16 protein-coding genes are annotated in these 18,923 nt (G+C 50.3%); 9 read left to right on the top strand and 7 right to left on the bottom strand.

The genetic code is table 11. The annotated features are described in order from the left end of the window. The 3 genes from thrB to ung all read left to right on the top strand — a co-directional run bounded on the left by thrB (position 1) and on the right by ung (position 2,957). A complete protein-coding gene (thrB, locus tag C2M29_RS00285; protein WP_105187818.1) occupies positions 1-942 on the top strand; it encodes a homoserine kinase in 942 nt (313 codons plus the stop codon). Beyond that, the gene (gene thrC / locus C2M29_RS00280; RefSeq protein ID WP_105187817.1) at positions 942-2,225 is read left to right on the top strand and encodes a threonine synthase; all 1,284 of its coding nucleotides are present in this window, start codon (positions 942-944) and stop codon (positions 2,223-2,225) included. Before thrB ends, thrC begins: the two co-directional genes overlap by 1 nt. 66 nt (positions 2,226-2,291) lie before the next feature. Continuing rightward, complete coding sequence (gene ung, locus C2M29_RS00275; RefSeq protein ID WP_105187816.1) at positions 2,292-2,957, top strand: uracil-DNA glycosylase; 666 nt, start codon at positions 2,292-2,294, stop codon at positions 2,955-2,957. Positions 2,958-3,001: 44 nt separating this feature from the next. Here the strand turns inward: ung and C2M29_RS00270 are convergent, their stop codons facing one another. Together C2M29_RS00270 and tal are read right to left on the bottom strand one after the other, a co-directional pair. Beyond that, entirely contained in the window at positions 3,002-3,187 is a 186-nt protein-coding gene (locus C2M29_RS00270) for a DUF3545 family protein (RefSeq protein WP_105187815.1), read from the bottom strand. 147 nt (positions 3,188-3,334) lie between these two features. Next, complete coding sequence (gene tal / locus C2M29_RS00265) at positions 3,335-4,285, bottom strand: transaldolase (protein ID WP_105187814.1); 951 nt, start codon at positions 4,283-4,285, stop codon at positions 3,335-3,337. A gap of 291 nt (positions 4,286-4,576) precedes the next feature. On the opposite strand from tal, the gene yaaA reads away from it, so the two are divergent. Further along, complete coding sequence (yaaA, locus tag C2M29_RS00260; protein WP_105187813.1) at positions 4,577-5,356, top strand: peroxide stress protein YaaA; 780 nt, start codon at positions 4,577-4,579, stop codon at positions 5,354-5,356. A gap of 76 nt (positions 5,357-5,432) precedes the next feature. Here yaaA and C2M29_RS00255 read toward each other — a convergent pair whose 3' ends face one another. Next, on the bottom strand, positions 5,433-5,669 hold the full coding sequence (locus C2M29_RS00255) for a calcium-binding protein (protein ID WP_105187812.1): 237 nt from the start codon (positions 5,667-5,669) through the stop codon (positions 5,433-5,435). A gap of 526 nt (positions 5,670-6,195) precedes the next feature. Here C2M29_RS00255 and C2M29_RS00245 point away from each other — a divergent pair. Genes C2M29_RS00245 through C2M29_RS00230 form a run of 4 tightly spaced genes read left to right on the top strand, consistent with a single transcriptional unit; the run spans position 6,196 to position 10,057 of the window. After that, the gene (locus C2M29_RS00245; RefSeq protein ID WP_105187810.1) at positions 6,196-7,611 is read left to right on the top strand and encodes a sensor histidine kinase; all 1,416 of its coding nucleotides are present in this window, start codon (positions 6,196-6,198) and stop codon (positions 7,609-7,611) included. 10 nt (positions 7,612-7,621) lie between these two features. Beyond that, positions 7,622-8,173, top strand: a complete 552-nt coding sequence (locus C2M29_RS00240) for a hypothetical protein (protein WP_105187809.1) — start codon at positions 7,622-7,624, stop codon at positions 8,171-8,173. Further along, positions 8,163-9,512: a sigma 54-interacting transcriptional regulator gene (locus tag C2M29_RS00235; protein ID WP_105187808.1), complete on the top strand. Its 1,350-nt coding sequence runs from the start codon at positions 8,163-8,165 to the stop codon at positions 9,510-9,512. The genes C2M29_RS00240 and C2M29_RS00235 overlap by 11 nt, the downstream gene beginning before the upstream one ends. Positions 9,513-9,556: 44 nt before the next feature. After that, positions 9,557-10,057, top strand: coding sequence for a DUF1543 domain-containing protein (locus tag C2M29_RS00230; RefSeq protein WP_105187807.1), 501 nt, complete (start codon positions 9,557-9,559; stop codon positions 10,055-10,057). Here the strand turns inward: C2M29_RS00230 and C2M29_RS00225 are convergent. The 4 genes from C2M29_RS00225 to pdsR all read right to left on the bottom strand — a co-directional run bounded on the left by C2M29_RS00225 (position 10,054) and on the right by pdsR (position 13,319). After that, positions 10,054-10,266 carry a hypothetical protein gene (locus tag C2M29_RS00225; RefSeq protein ID WP_105188086.1) on the bottom strand — a complete coding sequence of 71 codons (213 nt, stop codon included), beginning with the start codon at positions 10,264-10,266 and terminating at the stop codon, positions 10,054-10,056. The two genes, C2M29_RS00230 and C2M29_RS00225, sit on opposite strands and share 4 nt — an antisense overlap. Positions 10,267-10,303: 37 nt before the next feature. After that, positions 10,304-10,429 carry a hypothetical protein gene (locus C2M29_RS16780; protein ID WP_267894139.1) on the bottom strand — a complete coding sequence of 42 codons (126 nt, stop codon included), beginning with the start codon at positions 10,427-10,429 and terminating at the stop codon, positions 10,304-10,306. A gap of 67 nt (positions 10,430-10,496) precedes the next feature. Further along, the gene (gene pdsS / locus C2M29_RS00220; protein ID WP_105187806.1) at positions 10,497-12,629 is read right to left on the bottom strand and encodes a proteobacterial dedicated sortase system histidine kinase; all 2,133 of its coding nucleotides are present in this window, start codon (positions 12,627-12,629) and stop codon (positions 10,497-10,499) included. Further along, on the bottom strand, positions 12,630-13,319 hold the full coding sequence (gene pdsR / locus C2M29_RS00215; protein ID WP_105187805.1) for a proteobacterial dedicated sortase system response regulator: 690 nt from the start codon (positions 13,317-13,319) through the stop codon (positions 12,630-12,632). Positions 13,320-13,696: 377 nt separating this feature from the next. On the opposite strand from pdsR, the gene C2M29_RS00210 reads away from it, so the two are divergent. Next, the gene (locus tag C2M29_RS00210; protein ID WP_105187804.1) at positions 13,697-18,814 is read left to right on the top strand and encodes a S8 family serine peptidase; all 5,118 of its coding nucleotides are present in this window, start codon (positions 13,697-13,699) and stop codon (positions 18,812-18,814) included. Positions 18,815-18,923 lie beyond the last annotated feature (109 nt).

The raw sequence follows: 18,923 nt of genomic DNA, 5'->3' as shown, positions 1-18,923 counted from the left end.
ATGATTCAAGTATATGCTCCGGCTTCCATAGGTAATTTTGCCGTGGGTTTTGATGCGCTAGGCGCCGCCATTGCGCCTGTCGATGGCAGTTTACTCGGTGATGTGGTCAAGGTCAGTGCCAGCAGCACCACAGAGTTTGTATGCTCAGGGCCCTATGCCCATAAGCTACCGGCGCAGGCACAGCAAAACCTCGCCTATATGTGTTTGTTGCATTTTAAACAAGCAGTGGCGCCGGATATGCCAGATGTGCGCTTGGAACTGGTAAAAAACCTGCCCGTAGGCTCGGGTCTGGGCTCCAGTGCCTGCTCCGTGGTGGCAACCATCGCCGCGTTAGATAAGTTTGCCGGTACTGAACTCAGTGATGAAGCGCTGATCGAGCTGATGGCCGACTTTGAAGCCAAGGTCAGCGGCGGTCGTCATTATGACAATATCACCCCCTGCTATTTAGGTGGCTTGCAACTGACGGCGGAGCTTATCCCCGGTAAGTCATTGGCCATTCCTACTCCGGATAATTGGTATCCGGTGGTGGCCTTTCCCGGGTTTACGCTTAACACCGCCAAGGCGCGTGCCGTGTTACCAAAGCAGCTCACTATGCATCAAAGCGTCGAGTTTGCTCAGCGCCTTAGCGCCTTTTGTACCTTGATGTTGCAACAGCGCAGTAACGAGGCGCTGTCGATCATGATAGACACAGTCGCCGAGCCGCATAGGGCGCAACTAATTGAGGGGTTTAGTGCGGCGCAAGGGGCCTTGTTAGAACTGGGCGCCAAAGCGGTCAGTATCTCCGGAGCCGGGCCGACACTTTTTGCGCTGTGTGACAACCTCACCAGCGCCCAGCTGTGTCAGCAATGGCTCAGTCAGCACTATATTAATGAACAAGGCTTTAGCCATATTTGCCAACTCGATTGGGCCGGCACCAGAGATTTGAATGAGGAACTAGGGTAATGCAGTTATATAACTTGAAAGATAATGAGCAGGTGGTGTCGTTTGTTGAGGCGGTGAAAATCGGTCTGGGGCGCAATCAAGGGGTGTTTTTCCCTCAGCAACTTACTCAGTTAGAGGACGTCGACGCTTTGCTCGAGCTTGATTTTGTTACCCGCAGTGCCAAGGTGTTGCGTCACCTTTTGGGTGATGAGCTGAGCGATGAAACCCTGGCGCAGATGGTTGCAGGGGCGTTTACCTTTCCGGCGCCTCTGGTCAAGGTGGCAGACAACCTTCATTGTTTAGAGCTGTTTCATGGCCCGACTCTGGCCTTTAAAGATTTTGGTGGGCGTTTTATGGCCCAGTGCCTGGCTCAGTTTAGTCAGGGTGAAAAGGTCACTATTTTAACGGCCACCAGTGGTGACACTGGGGCCGCGGTCGCTCATGCCTTTTATGGCAAAGAGAATGTTGATGTGGTGATCCTCTACCCCGAAGGTAAAATCTCCGAGGCTCAGCAAAAGCTGTTTACTACGCTCGGCGGCAATATTCATTGTTATAGCGTCAAAGGTTCGTTTGATGATTGCCAGGCCATGGTGAAACAGGGCTTTTTGGACGAGGAACTGAAATCACGACTTGGCCTCAATTCGGCTAATTCCATTAATATCAGCCGTCTTTTGGCACAGGTTTGTTATTACTTTGAGGCGGTGGCGCAACTACCACAAGAGCAAAGAACGCAGGCACATATTTCCGTGCCCAGCGGTAACTTTGGTAATGTATGTGCGGCCATGATAGCGGCGGTCATAGGTTTACCTGTCAGCAAGCTGTCGGCCACCACCAATCAAAACGATACGGTGCCGCGTTACCTTGAGTCCAAGCAGTGGCAGCCTAATCAAACACTAGAGTCTTTGTCGAACGCCATGGATGTGAGTAGACCAAACAACTGGCCGCGAGTGCAGGTGATGCTAGAGAGTGGGCAGTTTAGCTATAATGACTTTTTCTCTCACGGTGTGGACGAAGCCACCACGGCGGCGGCGATGCGCGAGTTGCAGCAGCTCGGTTATACCGCCGAGCCCCATACCGCAATTGCCTACCAAGGCCTCAAGACGGATTTGGCTCCCGGTGAGCAGGGGATCTTTTTGGCCACCGCCCACCCGGCTAAGTTTAAAGATAGCGTGGAAGAAATCTTGGGGATCTCATTGAATATGCCCAAGGCGCTGGCGGAGGCTCTTGCCAAACCCTGCCTGGCCCAGCCCATGGATGCCGACTATCAGCAGCTGCGCGAGGCAATGCTGGCCAAACTCGGTTAATTTGGTAAGCTTGCTTTAGCATTAACGAGACGGCCTTGAGGCCGTCTTTTTTATTCGAGAGCCTATATGACATCCTGGTCTGATTTACTGGCAGCACAAAAGCAGCAAGCCTATTTTCAAGAGACATTAGATTATGTGCAGCAACGCCGCGCCGAGGGCGTTGCCGTGTATCCGCCTAAAGAAAAGGTCTTTGAGGCATTTCATGCCACCGAGTTTGACGACGTTAAAGTGGTGATTTTAGGCCAGGATCCATACCATGGTCCAAACCAGGCTCATGGCTTATGTTTTTCTGTGTTGCCAGGGGTCAAGCCGCCACCGTCATTGGCTAATATGTACAAGGAATTGGCGCAGGACATTAGCGGTTTTCAAATTCCTGAGCACGGCTATTTGCAGTCCTGGGCCGAGCAGGGGGTATTATTGCTCAATACCGTGCTTACGGTGGAGCAGGGCCAGGCCCATTCCCATAAGCACTTGGGTTGGGAGCATTTTACCGATCAGGTTATCGCGGCACTGAACGAGCAAGGTGAAGGCATTGTCTTTTTGCTCTGGGGCGCGCATGCGCAAAAGAAGGGCAAGCATATCGACACCAATAAGCATTTTGTGCTCAAGGCGCCGCACCCATCTCCTCTGTCCGCACACCGAGGCTTTTTTGGTTGTCGTCACTTTTCAAAGGCCAATAGCCTGCTCGTCGAGCAGGGAAAAAAACCGATTGACTGGACCTTACCTAGCTAAACCAGAAGCATAAAAAAAGGAGCAATAAATTGCTCCTTTTTAACTTAGAAATCGAGTTCTTCTAACGCGATGTCATCGCTAAACAAGTCTAGTTCTTGTAGTTCTTTGCGTAGACGTTGTTTATCTTTTAGTGCTTCTATCTCGCGCCACTTACGTTTTTTATTACGACCGGAAGTCTTTTTGGCCTCAGGACCTTCTAGTATTTTTATTAGTTCATTCAGACTATCCATGACACTCTCCTGTATAACTAACGCAATCAATCTATACCATAGAAAGTGCAAAAATAAAACGAAATTGTTTATTTTAAGTTACAGGAAGGTGATGTTTTTATTACCGTCAACGCCAGCATCTTGCTGGCGTTATATTTTGGAAGAAAATTAGAGGGAAGAGAAGCGGCGTTCGAGCGCCACTTGCGCCTCTGCGAAGGCGCGTATGCCCTCAGCCAGTTTTTCGGTGGCCATGGCATCCTGATTCTGTAACCAGCGGAATTCGCTTTCGCTTAGGGCGCTTGGCTTTGGGGCTACAGCTGCCGGTGGTGTAAGCTTATACTGTGTGTTCGCCGGTAAGTCATCCAGCTCTTCGAGTAACGCCGGGCTGATGGTTAGGCGGTCGCAGCCGGTCAATGCTAGGATTTCGCCGGTGTTTCTGAAACTGGCGCCCATGACTATGGTTTCATAACCGTGGCCTTTGTAGAATTCATAAATGCTGCGTACCGATTGCACGCCGGGATCTGCCAGCGGATCGCTCGGCTTTTCCATGCCATTAGCAACATGCCAGTCGAGAATACGGCCAACAAAGGGGGAGATTAAATAGACGTTAGCATCGGCACAGGCGCGGGCCTGGGCTTCACTAAAGAGCAGTGTCAGGTTGCAACGAATGCCTTCCTTTTCCAATTGCTCGGCGGCTTTAATCCCTTCCCAGGTCGACGCTATCTTAATTAAAATCTTTTCTCGACCCACGCCCTCAAGTTCATACAAACTTAGAAGTTGTTTCGCTTTCGCTATGGTTGCCTGGGTATCGAATGACAGACGCGCATCGACTTCGGTAGAAATATAACCGGGAACAATCTCGGCGATTTCCTTGCCAATCAATACGGCGAAGTAATCACAGGCCAGTGCCAATTGGGCGCCGGTGTCATCACTTTGGCTGCGAGCATATTGCCAGGCCTTATCTAGATAGGGCTGATAGGCTGGGATTTCGCTGGCCTTAAGTAACAGTGATGGATTGGTGGTCGCATCCTGGGGTTGATGCTTACGTATTGCTTCAATATCGCCGGTGTCGGCAACAATCGTTGAATGCTGTTTCAACTCTTGTAGTGCTGTAGTCATGTGCTTTCCTCATTCCAAGCATATAGCGTCTACGGAGTTTATCGTCTGTGCCTATAGCAAATAGATAAACACTTATAGGTTATGTAGTTAATGTTGCACCTTAGTGACAACCATGGGGAGGTCAATTGTCCGTGCCAGGGGATTGGTGTTACTTAAATAACATCAAAGTGAACCGGTCGCCGCCGCTTAGGCGAGAGCGTATGGCACGCAGACCGATTTAGAATAAAGCGTGATTTTTGCTTTATTTAATGTTGAAATTGACACTATTCCAGAGCCAAGTCAACAGCAATTATGATCACAGTTATTTCCCCGGCAAAAAACCTTGATTACGACACCGCAGCCCCGGTTGCAACACATAGCCAACCCGAGTTACTCGCCCACAGCGAAGAGTTGATTTCGGTGTGCCGTGATTTGACACCGCAGCAAATCGGCAGCCTGATGAAGATAAGTGATAAGCTTGCCGGCTTAAACGCCGCTCGCTTTAGTGAATGGTCGCAGCCTTTTACTCACGACAATGCCAAGCAAGCCATTTTTGCCTTTAACGGCGATGTGTACACTGGGTTGAAAGCAAGCAGCCTAAGTGATGACGCGCTTGATTATGCGCAAGGGCATTTGCGCATTCTGTCGGGTCTGTATGGGGTGCTTAAGCCACTTGACTTAATGCAGGCCTATCGTTTGGAAATGGGCACGAAACTGGAAAACCCACGAGGCACTAACCTGTATCAGTTCTGGGGTAGTATTATTGCCGAAAAGCTCAATGAGACTCTGGCTCAGAGCGGTGCAAAGCAACTCATTAACCTTGCCTCTAACGAATATTTCAAGGCGGTGGACAAGAAAGCATTGAACGCCGAAATCATTACGCCGGTATTTAAAGACTGTAAAAACGGTCAATACAAGGTGATCAGCTTCTACGCGAAGAAAGCGCGCGGCATGATGGCCCGTTATATCATGGAAAATAAGGTTGAGAGCCTGGAGCAATTAAAGCAGTTCTCCAGCGCCGGCTATTACTTTAGTGCCGAAGCAACGGCGAAGGAAAACGAGCCGGTATTTTTGCGTGAAGAGCAGGGCTAAGAATGCCCGAACAATAAAAAAGCGCCTAGGGCGCTTTTTTATTGTCTAATTGCAGGTCACCGCTCAGCGGCACGCCTTACTGACGAGCGTAATTGGTAAATTCGCGTATCGACAGTTTGCCATCTTTATCTTGATCATAGCTGCTAAAGCGTGACCACAAGGCTGGCTCTTGGGCCGCCTCCGACTTACTGATAGCCCCGTCACGGTTTCTGTCTAATTCTTTAAAGCGCGACTCAATACTGCCGGCCTGCACCGTGGTGGTGAAGCAGACAAGTAACAGGGGGCTTAAAATCAGTACTGCAATTTTGTTCATGTAAAAATCCTAGCGTACAGGTTACGCATCTTATGTTTTTAGCCTAACCAAGTTTATCACCTTGTCCAAGGAGAATAAGATTAATTGCCTAATTGTTGAGACCAAGCTGGTCCTTAGTATCTAGCTGCCTCGGTGTCGGTTGCGAATTGTCTGGCATTGTTTTTGTCGGATTAGCCACTAGACTCTTCCCCGAGCTCGACTTCGGTGGTTGTTTAGCGCTTACTAGGGTAACACACAAGATTAAAGCTACGACTATTACTACGCGTCGCACGACATTCTCCAATTCATAGTGGCTTAATTGAAACTCATTTATAAATGCATATGTAAGGTCTTTAGACCGCAGGGGCGCTTTCCTAACAAATTTAATGCCAGTTTTTAAATCCATATATTTCAATTGGTTATGTTTTTTAGAGAGAGAATGATTCGGACAGGTTGTAGCTATTTTGCAACAGTTCATGGTGTCTTAAGCTTTTTTTACTAAATTTCAAATGGTTATTCTTTCGCTTTTTGGCAACAAGGAGTCTCGGTGATTTTTCGCATGCTGCACTGGCGCCCAAGTCTGTTCGCCCAATTTTTTATCGGCGTAGCCATTCTCTTGGTGCCTTTGGCATTGGTGGTGGTGGTGTTTTTGCAGGCCCTAGACGAGCATATGGTTAATACTCAACAGATGGTATTAAGCAGCTATCAAAAGAATGAGCAATTCAATGAGTTTAAGCAGCTGTTTCAATCCTTGGAGCGGGCTACGTTGCAAAACTGGGTATTAAAAAGCGAGCAGCTTAGCAAGGCGGTGAGCGAGCAATGGCACAAGGCCGACGCGCTCTTGGCACAACAGGCCGAGGCGGCCACCTCTTCTGGTGAGTTGGCACGCTGGCAGCAGTTGCAGTCTACCTTTGTTGCCACCAGAGAAAATATAGAGCAGCAGGAACAGGCCAATGCCGAGTTATTCGCCCCGCTGCGCCAACAACTCAACAGCCATGGCAATTGGCTACACAGCCATACCAAGGAGCAAATTGATCAGGCGCAGCAGGCGCTTACGGATCTGCAGCAGAGCTTTATCAATTGGCTGGTGGCCCTGGTGCCCATTGTGCTGCTGCTCGGTGGTGGCTATTTGTGGCGTTTAAGTAGCAATCTCGGCTATTTATCCAGAGTAATAAGCCAATTAGGTAAGGGAGAATGGGGTGTGGATATTCAATTGACCGGTGCCAAAGAGCTGCGAGAGTTGGGACAAAAGCTCAATTGGATGCAGCAACAACTGCAAAACTTAGAGCAGCAAAAAGACACCTTTTTGCGGCATGTGACTCATGAACTAAAAACGCCCTTAGCCTCCATGGTTGAAGGCTGTGATTTATTGCAAGAACAACTGGTAGGCCCTATTAACGAGCAGCAGCAAGATGTATTAAGGCTTATTAGCCAAAGTACCGAGCGTCTTCATGAGATGATCAAAAACCTGCTTAATTACAATGCCATCAAGGCCCGAACCTTGAGTACCAAGGGCTGCCAACTCGATGCCTTGCGCTCTCAGGTGCAGGAGCATTTTGCCGAGCGTCTGCGGCTGGCTAAGCAAACCCTGATTTGGCGTTTTCCGGCTGAGCTAAAAGAATTACCGCTTGATGGCGAATTGTTGCAAATGATTTTGGTACAACTGGTTTCCAATGCCATTAAGTTTTCACCGACTGGGGCGCAAATTGAGGTTCATATAGAGCGTTATAAACAGGAGTTGGAAATAGCCGTGGTCGATCAGGGCCCGGGTATAAAAGAGGCCGAACGCGAACGTTTGTTCGATGCCTTTTATCAGGGGCAGGCGGCCAAGGGAAGTAGCGTCGCAGGCAGTGGTTTGGGCTTATCCATCGTCAAGGAATGCGTCAATCAGCTCAATGGCGAGGTAGAGATCCATTCAGGCTCACCTCAGGGCAGTTGTTTTAGGCTTAAGTTTAGTTGCTAGTGGAGTCGAAATGTTGAAATTTGCCAAGTGTGTTGTCGTGCTACTGATACCTTTATTGAGTGTGGGCTGTCAACTTCCGGGCCCAAGAGCGACGGAGGCCGGTGGCCAGTTAGGTGAGCTGGAAAGGCAGGCTCCCAACCCTAAACCCAGACCCAAGCAACAACCCATCTATCCCAGTGCGGAGCAACTGGTGCAGTGGCATGCACAGCAGTGCGGGGGATTTACCTCGGCCACCGAGTTACAGGAATACGTTGCTGCGCCCAGGTTGAAGCAATTTTTCGCCCGCCTGTGTTTACGTGGCCAAAGTAATCCGGATGAGCTGCTGAGCGAGCTCGAGGTGATCAGCGGTCAGTATTACTGGCCTGAGTCCAGCGCCCGTTACTTTTGGCTGCTGAAGCAGCAGCTTCAGGCCAATACCCAACAACAGCAACAACTTGCTAAGCTGCGCCAAGAGCAGCAGCAAATGCAGGAAAAAATGCAAAAGACCCTGTCGTCGCTGGCGGCCATCGAGCAGCAATTGCTGCAACGTGCGTCCCAGCAGGAGGATAACAATGAGTTCTAAAGCACGGGTTTTACTCGTTGACGATGATGTCAGTTTATTAAAATTACTGACTATAAGGCTGATGGCCAATGGCTATGACGTGACTACCGCCAATAGCGCCCCCCAAGCATTGAGTGAGCTGCAACAGCAAACCTTTGATGTGGTGCTGACCGATTTGCGCATGGATGACATGGACGGCATGCAGTTGGCCGAACAAATACAACAGCTTTATCCCAGTCTGCCTGTGGTGATGATGACAGCTCACGGTTCCATTCCCGATGCGGTGCGTGCGACCAAACAAGGCATTTTTGCGTTTTTGACTAAACCCATCGACAAGGATGAGCTGATCGATACCCTGGCAAAAGCGGTGCGTCTGCACGGCCAGGGGCATGGTCAATCACAGCAAGCAAGTCATCCTTATATAGTGACCCGCAGTGCCACTATGTACCACCTGTTGGAGCAGGTACGTATGGTGGGCGCCACAGACGTGAATGTATTGATTTCGGGTGCCAGTGGTACGGGTAAAGAGCTCTTGGCCAGAGCCGTGCATGAGAGCAGTGCGGTCAGCAATGGCCCCTTTGTCGCCATTAACTGCGGCGCTGTGCCCGCCGAGCTCTTGGAATCCCAGTTATTCGGCCATAAAAAAGGGGCCTTTACCGGGGCCACCGCCGATCATGTGGGGCTGTTTTCCGAGGCCCAAAATGGCACCCTGTTTCTGGATGAAATAGGGGATATGCCATTGAACTTGCAGGTTAAATTGCTTCGCGTGCTGCAAGAGAAAAAGATTCGTCCAGTCGGTCATAGCGAGGAAATTCCGGTTAATGTCAGAGTGGTGTCGGCCACCCACAAGGATTTGCCGGCGGCGATCCGCGAAAACAGCTTTCGTGAGGATCTCTATTATCGTTTAAACGTGGTGAACCTGCGTTTGCCACCGCTGAGCGAACGCCGCGAGGATATCTCCCTATTGGCGCATCACTTTTGTGAGCAAATCGCCGCTCGTCAGCAACAAGCAGTGAAGCGCTTCAGCGACGATGCCATGGACTTACTATTACGCCACGACTGGCCCGGTAATATTCGCCAACTGCAAAACGTGATAGAACAAGTCGTGGCGCTGAGTCCTGGGGTGTTGATCAGCGCCCAGCAGGTGGCCATGGCCTTGCAGTGTGAGCTTGAGGCCAGCTCTCCCATCGCCTTAAACGAGGCTAAACGCCAGTTTGAACGTCAGTATTTGATCAATGTCCTGAAAATGGTGGATGGTAACGTGGCCCAGGCGGCAAAATTGGCCAAACGTAATCGCAGCGACTTTTATAAGCTGATCAAAAAGCATGAGATCGATGTGGAGCAATTCAGCCGCGAGTGATTAGCCGTTATAATGCCGCCAGCACAATTCAAAAGGAGTGAGTGATGCAATTGTTTATGGTTTATCTTGGCGGGCGCATTGAGGGCTGCCATATCGAGATGCACGACGTGCGCTTTGTCGTTGGCGAGCGCATAGAAGATTGCTACGGTAAGCTCAAAGCTCAGTGGGTCGGCAATAAAAACAGCGTGCATATGGACAGCTATATGGCGGTGAGCCATATCGACGGTTACGCGGTGAGCCTGGGTGATGCGCCGCAACAGCGCAGTGAGCGCCTCTATTTCGTAAATTTAGGTGGTTATCGTGCCGATGACATGGCCGAGCAACATGCCTTTACCCTGACCGTGGCGTCCAGCGCCGAGCAGGCAAAGCAACGAGTAAAACAGCGTTTGCTCACCGACATGAGTCATCAGCATAAAGATGATTTACACGAGGTGGATGATTGCTTTGCCCTGGATCTGCTCGACGGCCAGTATCATATTCACCTTACCCCCAGCAATCAGGCACAAGCCATGCATCCGGACTGGTTCGGCTACCATGTACTTTAGTCGTCGCTTTGCTCTTGCTTGATAGCGATGCGGATGGCGAGGATCACCAAGGCGAACAATGCAAACGGCAAGGCTGCCAGTGCATATTCCACCAGGTTGCTATCTTGATAATTGGGCTGTAAAACGAAATGCCCGCCGACGCACAGGGCGATGGCGATAAATAAAATGGGCAGCAGGGCGAGCTCTTTTTTGGCCTGATGTTTTTTCACAAGCGACTTCACGTGCGGATAAAGAGCGTTATTGTAATTAAGCCTCGTCCTGAGATTCAAGCTTTATCGATGCCGAGCCACCTTCCTCGGTGCCGCTGTCGTGCTCGCGAAACAGCGCCATAATATATTCAAGCTCTTCAGGTAATAGGACTTGGCCTTGCATATGCAATCCGTGAGTAATGACTAACTTACCACTAAGGTTACACCCCCTTTGGTTAATCGATTCTGAATCAGCACAAGGGAATATCAACGCGTAGGGTGACGCCGCGACCATCCTCGCGATTGCTGGCACGTATCTGTCCATGATGAAAATCAACAATCAGACGAGCAATGTACAGGCCCAACCCCAGGTGTGGCTGTTGTTGCTTGTCCTGCTCGCGCACCGAGACCATGGAATCGAAAATATGTTCACCTATGTCCTTGGGCAGCTGCGGCCCCAGGTTGCTAATGCTGAGTTGGGCCTGATTGTTCTCTTGTGCCAAGGTGACCTCAATCTCGCTATCGGGCTCGGCAAATTCCAGGGCGTTGTTGATCAGCTTATCAAGCAACTGCGCGAAAAAGTCGGCGGCGCCTTGCACCGGGAGCGATGCCGATGTGATGTCCACAGCGAAGCGCGCCTGTGGGTAGGCCAACTGGTAGCCCTGCATGCAGCCTTGCAGCACCTGGGTCAGATCATAATGCTCTCGCGCCGAGGTGTTAATGCTTTGTTCCAATCGGGTGGCCTCGCTCATGGTGGTGATCAGCTTATTCAGGCGGGCGACCCCCTCCTGAGCGCGGAGAAGGTATTTTTGTTGCTGCGGTTCATGGGCGATCAACTGCAGATTTTCCAGCGAGCTGCGCACCACGGCCACCGGAGTACGTAGCTCGTGGGAAAGCCGCGACGACATATTTTCCAAATAATGGGTATAGCCGCCAAGGCGATTAACTATATTGGCGAAGCTACGTGAAAGGTCGCCGATTTCGTCGCTGTCGTTACTCACGCTTAGTTGCGCGCGCACTCGGCCCTGTTCATCGATGGCTTGCTCGGCACTGTCGCGCAGGCGGCGAATGCGCGAGGAAATGCGAGAGGCAAAGAAAAATAGCGAGATGGTGCCCACCAACATCACCGCGATAATCACGTTAAAAAGTTTCTCCAGCGCCTTGTTGCGTAAGGTACGCACGCCATTGGTGGTTTCTTCTGCGATAACCGCCCCCAACACCTGATCGTTGCCCCAAATGGGGTAGGCGGCGGAGAGGATCACCGCTTTATTGTCCGGCGTCAGGCGCCAGTTGGAGGCGGGCTCACCGCGCAGGGCGCTGGCGATATGACTGCCTTGCAGCGCCGCTACATCATGCAAAATATCAAGAAATTCACTGGGTGGCCTGGTCAGGATTTGGTAATACAGTGGGTGCAAAAATCGCCGTTCGAAGCGCTGCCACATGCCCTCCTGAGTTTGCTCTTGTAAAGAGCTGGACCAGACTCCGTCGGCATGTTGAATGGTACCCGACTGCGCCAGCACCCTGTGGTGTTTGTCGACCACCCAGATGCGACTGCCACTGTGGCCCATGCCCTTGATAATACGTTTTATCTCAGGTGAGGGCAGCAGCACCGTGCCCAGGGTATTGGCATCGTCAATATTCGAGGTCGCCATTAAATGACGCTGTTGCTGGCCATCGTCCCAGTCGCTGATGGCAAAGCCGAGCTTGTTGCCAAGCATGGACAGCGGCATACGCAGTTCTATGTTATAACCTTGTTCGGTCTGGCGGAAATAACCCTGAATATCCTTGTAGGGAGTCAGCTCGGGGAGGCTAAAGGCATTCACCCAGCCATCCTCGCGGGTTGCGACTATGTAATTTTTCAGCTCACCATCGGGCGATTTAATGGCGATTTTTAAATGGTCGTTACGTTCTAGGCTAAGGGCATTTTTCGGCCGCAGGCGAACCTGGTTATCTTGCACCGCAAACACCGCATATAGGTGTTGGCCATATTTGCCGACCATGTGCTCGAAGGACAGGTCGCTGTCATCATGCTCTGGATTAGGGGATTGCAGGTAAGCCCCATGGTATTGCCACATCAGGCTTTGATAGGGCGCCCAGTCGCCCAGTTCACCATCGAGACGGATGGCATTATTGATTTGGTAGGCGTAAAGGTCGCGACCCTTTTCCACCTTGGCGGTGAATTCACTGGCATTTTCAAACAGGGCCGGACGCTCGTGCAGGGCGGTCGCCAGCGCTCGGGTGGTTCCGACCAGGGTTTTTTCCTGGCCCTTGCGCAGATACTTTTCCATTTCCCAGACATATTCATAGCCGAGCCAGGGCAGCACCAGTAAAAAGCAAGACAGCAAAACAACCTTGCTGCGTAGTCCCAAACCCAAACGTGCCATTTATTTGCTTTCCCAGCGATAGCCCATGCCATAGACGGTGTCGATGCAATCGAATTGGGCATCGAGCGCCTGAAATTTACGGCGAATACGTTTTACATGGGAGGTGATGGTGCTGTCGTCGACGTAAATTTTGGCGTCGCTCATAAGCTCATCCCGGCTCTTTACATGACCGGGGCGCTTGGCTAAGGAGTGCACCATCCAAAATTCGGTGACGGTTAAATCCACGGCCTGGCCCAGCCAGCTGGCACGTAAGCGATTGAGGTTCAGTTCCAGCTTGTCCTGTACCAGGGTGTCGTCTTGCTCGTTTGGTGAGCCTTGTGCTTCGACGCGACGAAACAAAGCACCGATGCGTGCCGCCAAATGGGCCATGCTGATGTCTTTGGTGAGATAATCATCGGCGCCCATGCGCAGCCCGCACACGGTATCGATTTCACTGTCGCGGGCGGTGAGAAAAATAATCGGTAGGGTTTGTGAGCGCGCGCGAAGGCTCTGACAAAGCAGAAAGCCGCCGTCGATTTCGTTGCCCAAACCTATATCGACGATGGCTAGGTCCGGCAAGCGTTCGCTCAGCGCTAACTCGGCACTGGGTCTGTCTGCAAAACCCTGGACCTCATAGCCTTGTCCTTGCAGCATCTCTACATAGTTGTCGCGAATGGCGGCTTCGTCTTCAATAATGGCTATTCGTTTCATCTTCCCGATAATCTAGGGCTAACAAGGTGATTTTGTTAACACTATACCTTGATTTGCTAGCCCTGTGATGAACGAAGCGGCAATTGCCATAATTGATCATAATTCCCCAAATCTGTACCTGTAAAGATTACATTATTATTACAAAAGTTTATTTATTGTTGCGATAAGCTGCATGAGTACAAAATGGTACCTTAATGCACACTTTGGTACATATTCATTCTGGCCTTATATAACAAGGGGTGTGGAGCGGTGGTTTGCTCATAACTTGTTCTTAGGTGTTTTGGGGCTCTGTTTACATATTGTTTTCTTTGTCCGGCGCAACGTACCCTACTGCGCTAGCGCAGCATGCGCGAAAAATTTTCATCAAGGAATACAACATGTCCAACAAGAATAGAAATCTAAAGGGGTTGGGTCGCAAAAGTACCATTGCGATGCTAACCGCTATGTACGTGGCTGGGGGAGCTGCGTCCGCACAACCGGGCTTTGAAAAAGCGCCTGCGGGCTCTTTTTACACCCCGGTATTCACCGCTGAAGACCTAGCGAATTACAAAGAGTCAAAAGAAGCGCAAACCTTATTTGGTTCAGTGGGTCAGCTAAATAGACATTATCAGGATAATTCGCCTAAAAATGTCTTCACACCTAAAGAAGGGGTGACTGGCAAGCGTACCTACATAGTGCAGCTACAAAACGATGCCGTGGTTAACTATCAAGGCGATATTCAAGGTCTTGAGGCCACGGCTCTGACGACCACTCGTACCATGGTGGGCCGCTCAACGCTGAATGTGCGTTCACCTGAGGTGAAAAGCTACCGTCGTTATTTGAAAGATCAGCAAAATAAGGTACTTAGCCGCGCACAATCCAATGGCGCTAATATCGAAATGAAGCAGCAATTGACGCTGGCTAACAACGCCATGATCGTGTCCATGACACAGGAAGACGCCATGGTGCTGGCCAAGCAAAGTGGCGTTAAGCGTATTACCGAAAACCGTATTTTCGAGCTGCGTACCGACCGTGGCCCAGAATTTATCGGTGCCGATAAACTCTGGCAGGGTCAGGTTCCGGCCTCATCGCTAAGCGTTAAGGGTGAAGGCATGGTTGTGGGTATTATTGATACTGGTATCAATACCGACCACATTGCCTTCGCTAGTGACGAAGAATACGCCAAAACCAACCCATTCGGTGCAGGCAATTTTGTCGGTGATTGTGTTGAATCACCTGAGTTGTGTAACGATAAGTTAATCGGTGTGCGCTCTTATCCGGAGGTCACTGTAGCTAACAGTGATTATATTTTTGGTTATAAAAATCGTCGTCCAGAAAACGGCGAAGACTACAATGGCCACGGCTCTCACACTGCCAGCACCACTGCGGGTAATGAGCTAGTGGATACACCACTGCAAACTATCGATGGCTCAGTGACCAGCGATGGTATCGATCTGCCGTTCACTTTCGATAAGACCAGCGGTGTTGCGCCTCGTGCCCATATCATCTCTTATCAGGTATGTTGGCCGGGCGGTGCAGGTGATCCGTATGCCGGTTGTCCAGAATCTGCGATTCTATCTGCCTTTGAAGATGCCATTGCAGATGGTGTAGATACGATTAACTTCTCAATCGGTGGCGGTGAATCCTTCCCTTGGGAAGATCCCATGGAGCTGGCATTCTTAAGCGCTCGTAAGGCGGGTATCTCGGTTGCTGCTGCGGCCGGTAACTCGGGCCCTTATTATTTTTCCGCGGACCATACCTCACCTTGGGTAACCACCGTAGGTGCGTCAACGCATGACCGTGTTATGTCATTGGGTGACAAGGTTATCAATAACTTCCAGGGTGCTCGTGCACCATTTAATGGCGAGTATGCGGGTAAAAGCTACGCGGGTGGTATCACAGGCCCCGTGGTGTTGGCGGAAAACTTCCCAGACCCGAACCCTAACGACAGTTACACAGCGGCCAGCTGTAATGTACCTTTCCCTGCGGGTACCTTCACCTCAGATCAAATCGTTGTCTGTGAGCGCGGTGACATTGCCCGTGTAGCGAAAGCCGAAAACGTAGCAGCCGGTGGTGCCGGTGGTTTTATCCTGCAAAATATCAGTTATGGCGATAATGTGGTGGCCGATAACTATGTTATTCCGGGGATCCACCTGCCTTCTCAAGCCCGCTTTGCCATTCGTAACTGGGTTAACGCCAACCCGGTAGGCGAAGCGATCGCCACCATAGGTGAGCCGGTTAATACCTACGAGTTTGACCCTGAGAAGGGCAATCAACTGGCTACTTTCAGTTCAATGGGTCCAAGTCGTTATATTAACAACCTGGTACCGGATGTAACTGCTCCGGGCGTTGATATTTACGCGGCCAATGCCGATGATCAGCCGTTTACCGCCAACCCGACCGCATCGGATTGGACCTTTATGAGCGGTACCTCAATGGCGACTCCGCATGTAACTGGGGCGATGACCTTGTTGATGCAAATGCACCCAACATGGACACCGGCAGAGATCCAATCGGCATTGATGATGACGGCCAACAAGGTGAAAATCTTTAATGGTTACGTAACTCTCGACCCCTATTTCAACTTTATGGCCGGTGGCGGTGCCATTGACGTGGCACAGGCGGCTAATGCCGGTCTGGTGATGGACGAAACCATTGAGAACTACCAAGAGGCTAACCCGCGCAATGGCGGTTTGGTTGAATGGTTAAACCTACCATCTTTGGTTAATCAAGACTGTGAGCTTGAATGTTCATGGATGCGTACCGTCAAAGCCACTAAAGATGGCTCATGGCAGGCAAGCGGCTTCGGCTGGGGCGTACAAGGTGAAGACCAAAGCGCTGGCGTTGAGGTGGAAGTATCACCAAGCAGCTTCACACTGAAAGCCGGTGAAACTCAAGACGTGATGGTAACCATGAAGTTGCCAAACATCATCGAGCACAAGATAGATCCACAAGAGCCTGGTGCGCCATGGGCAAATACTCTAAACAAAGACACCTGGTTTAACGGCAAGGTTGTGTTTAACAATGTTGATGGCCACTCGCCGGATGCACACTTCACCTTGGTAGCAAAAAACACCTTGGATGAGTTGCCGCAAGCCGTGGATATCGATATGGCCCGCAATAAGGCTTCTGAGTCTATTGTTGTTAACACCGACAGCTACAGCCAGCTGACACCAACCTATTATGGTTTGGTTAAGCCGACTACCATTGAAGCAGACGTAATCGGTGTTGGCCCTTATGTGACTAAGGATCGTGTTGAGCGTGCTTGGGACGTTCAGTCAATTACCGTTCCTGAAGGCACTAAACGCTTAATGGTAAAGGTGGCCTCTACGGAGCAAACATCAAACTTAGGTGATGTTATCGAGCCACGCTGGCAGACCAAGAAAGCCCACCTAATCGTTGGTTTTGATGCCAACAACAGCGGTTCTTTCATGGTCAGCGATGAAGAGATTGCAGAAGATCCGCAAGCCCTGATCAAGGCGCTTAATGCGGAAATGATCTGTTATTCATCAAGCAGTGTTGAAGACAACTACTGTAACATTATTGACCCTGAGCCAGGCCAGTACTGGTTTGCTACTGCTGCTTTAGCTGCGCCGCGTGATTATGAATATCGCACCAAAACGCACTATGCAGTAATCGGCAATGAATACAATGGTGGCTTTGATGTGTCTGCGCCAGAGCAACACAGTGGCAACGGCAACTATGAAATCGCCATTAACTGGGATCTACCTGAATCACAAATGGGTGATGTGTACTACGGCGGTTTTGCCTTAGGCAACGCACCGGGTGCCGAAGGCACACTGGGCTTTACCTCTTTGAACTTTAACCACGACAGTGAAGCACTGACCTTAAATGTGAGTCAGGATGCCGCTCGTGCCATGGATGTGGTTGATGTAAACGTGAAACTGAAGGCTAACTACGAGTCTCAAGAGCGTGATTACAACTTTGAGTTGACTATTCCTGAAGGCATGCAGCTGTGGGAAGAAACCATGACCTCGAACAACGAGCAAGTTGCCGAGATGATTAAGGTTGAAGGTAATAAGTTGACTATCGCGGGCACTCAGCAGGCGACTCGTAATGTTAAGCGTGACTACAAAGTGACTAATAACATTACCGATGCCAGCTGTAAGACACCGATGATCGACGAGTTCTCTACCGGTGGTTACATCGACCTTCAGGGCGAGTTCCGTCTACAGCCTGTGACACCTTGGTATGAAGGTGGATCTAACGTGTACTTTGATGTACCAATTGATTGGTTGTTCTATAAGCAAGGCGCGAAGTTCGAAGTTTACAACCAGCCTAACAACAACGAAGTGCGTTTACACCCAACCGGTGCCATGCAGTTTACACCGCTGTGGTGGATGATGAGCCAACACCGTGGTCCTGGTTTCTTAGTTGAAGCCCTGGCTCCATTCTGGCGTGGTTCGTTCGAAATCGCTAACAAGCGCGACCCTTACGACCCTACCGGTCTAACCATTGCGTCACAGTATGCCGAAGAGCGTCCTGACCTAGGTGACCTGTTGTTTATGGAATTCGATAACGTAACCGACAAGCGTACCGGTGAAACCTATGACTATGAGGTGATCCTGCGCAGCGGTATTGATGACCATAAAGATAAGTTCGAGGTTATTTACGCCTATGACAACCTTGGCGCCAATGTTGATGAGGGTGCTATCTTCATCGAAGGCGGTGACAGTACTTACTCAACACGCGCTGGGTTTAAAGAGGGTGCTCTGTACAATTTTGTTGGTTACAATGACCTAGGTAAGGTGCTTAAAGACGACCTGGTGATCTGTTTCGACTATGTGGGTCCTGAGCAAAGTGAAGTTGAATTCTCTTTCAAAGCAACCATCAATCCAGAGTCGGCAGGAACCGATAAAGATATCACCTTGGCCTATGAGCTCGGTGGCGAAGCGAAAACCTTAACTCATACCATTGGCGTTAAAGGTAACCTGAAAATGTCAGCCCTTGATGATATGGCAGTAGAAGAAAACGGCCGTATCGATGGTATCGAAGTGGTGGTACTTGATGCGGACCAATCACCAAACGAACTCTTGGTGAGCGGCGATAACATCAGCGCTGAAATCGATGGCATGTCGTTTAACCTTATCCCGAATGCGAACTTCCACGGTGACACAGAAGTAACGGTAACCGTGCGTGATAAGGCAAACATCAATGACAGCGTAGCACAGACATTCCTGTTAAGCGTTGCATCCGATGGCATCGAATATGGTTGTACTGATGCTACAGCAACCAACTACGATGCCAATGCCAACACCGATGATGGTAGTTGTCAGTATCCAGAGCCAGAGCCTGAGCCAGAGCCTGTATATGGCTGTACTGATGCGACAGCGACCAACTATGACGAAAGTGCCGATACCGATGACGGCAGCTGTGAGTACCCTGTGACTGTGACACCAGAGCCTGAGGTTAAGAAATCTTCTGGCGGTAGCACCGGCATCTTTATGCTGATGTCACTACTGGCCCTGTTCGGCGCACGTCGAGCTCGCGGCTAAAGAAATTGTCTCTCAGTTAGCTGTGTTTTCACAGCAAGATAAAGCCCCTTTTTAGGGGCTTTTTTTGTTTTTCAGTGGCTAAATGAGTGAGAAAGAGGGCGAGTAGGTT

It is taken from the genome of Pseudoalteromonas sp. T1lg48 (assembly GCF_002964785.1).
In the GTDB taxonomy this organism is placed as follows: Bacteria; Pseudomonadota; Gammaproteobacteria; order Enterobacterales; family Alteromonadaceae; genus Pseudoalteromonas.
The sequence above is the reverse complement of the archived record's forward strand: the minus strand, read 5'-3'. Positions and strand labels throughout refer to the sequence as shown.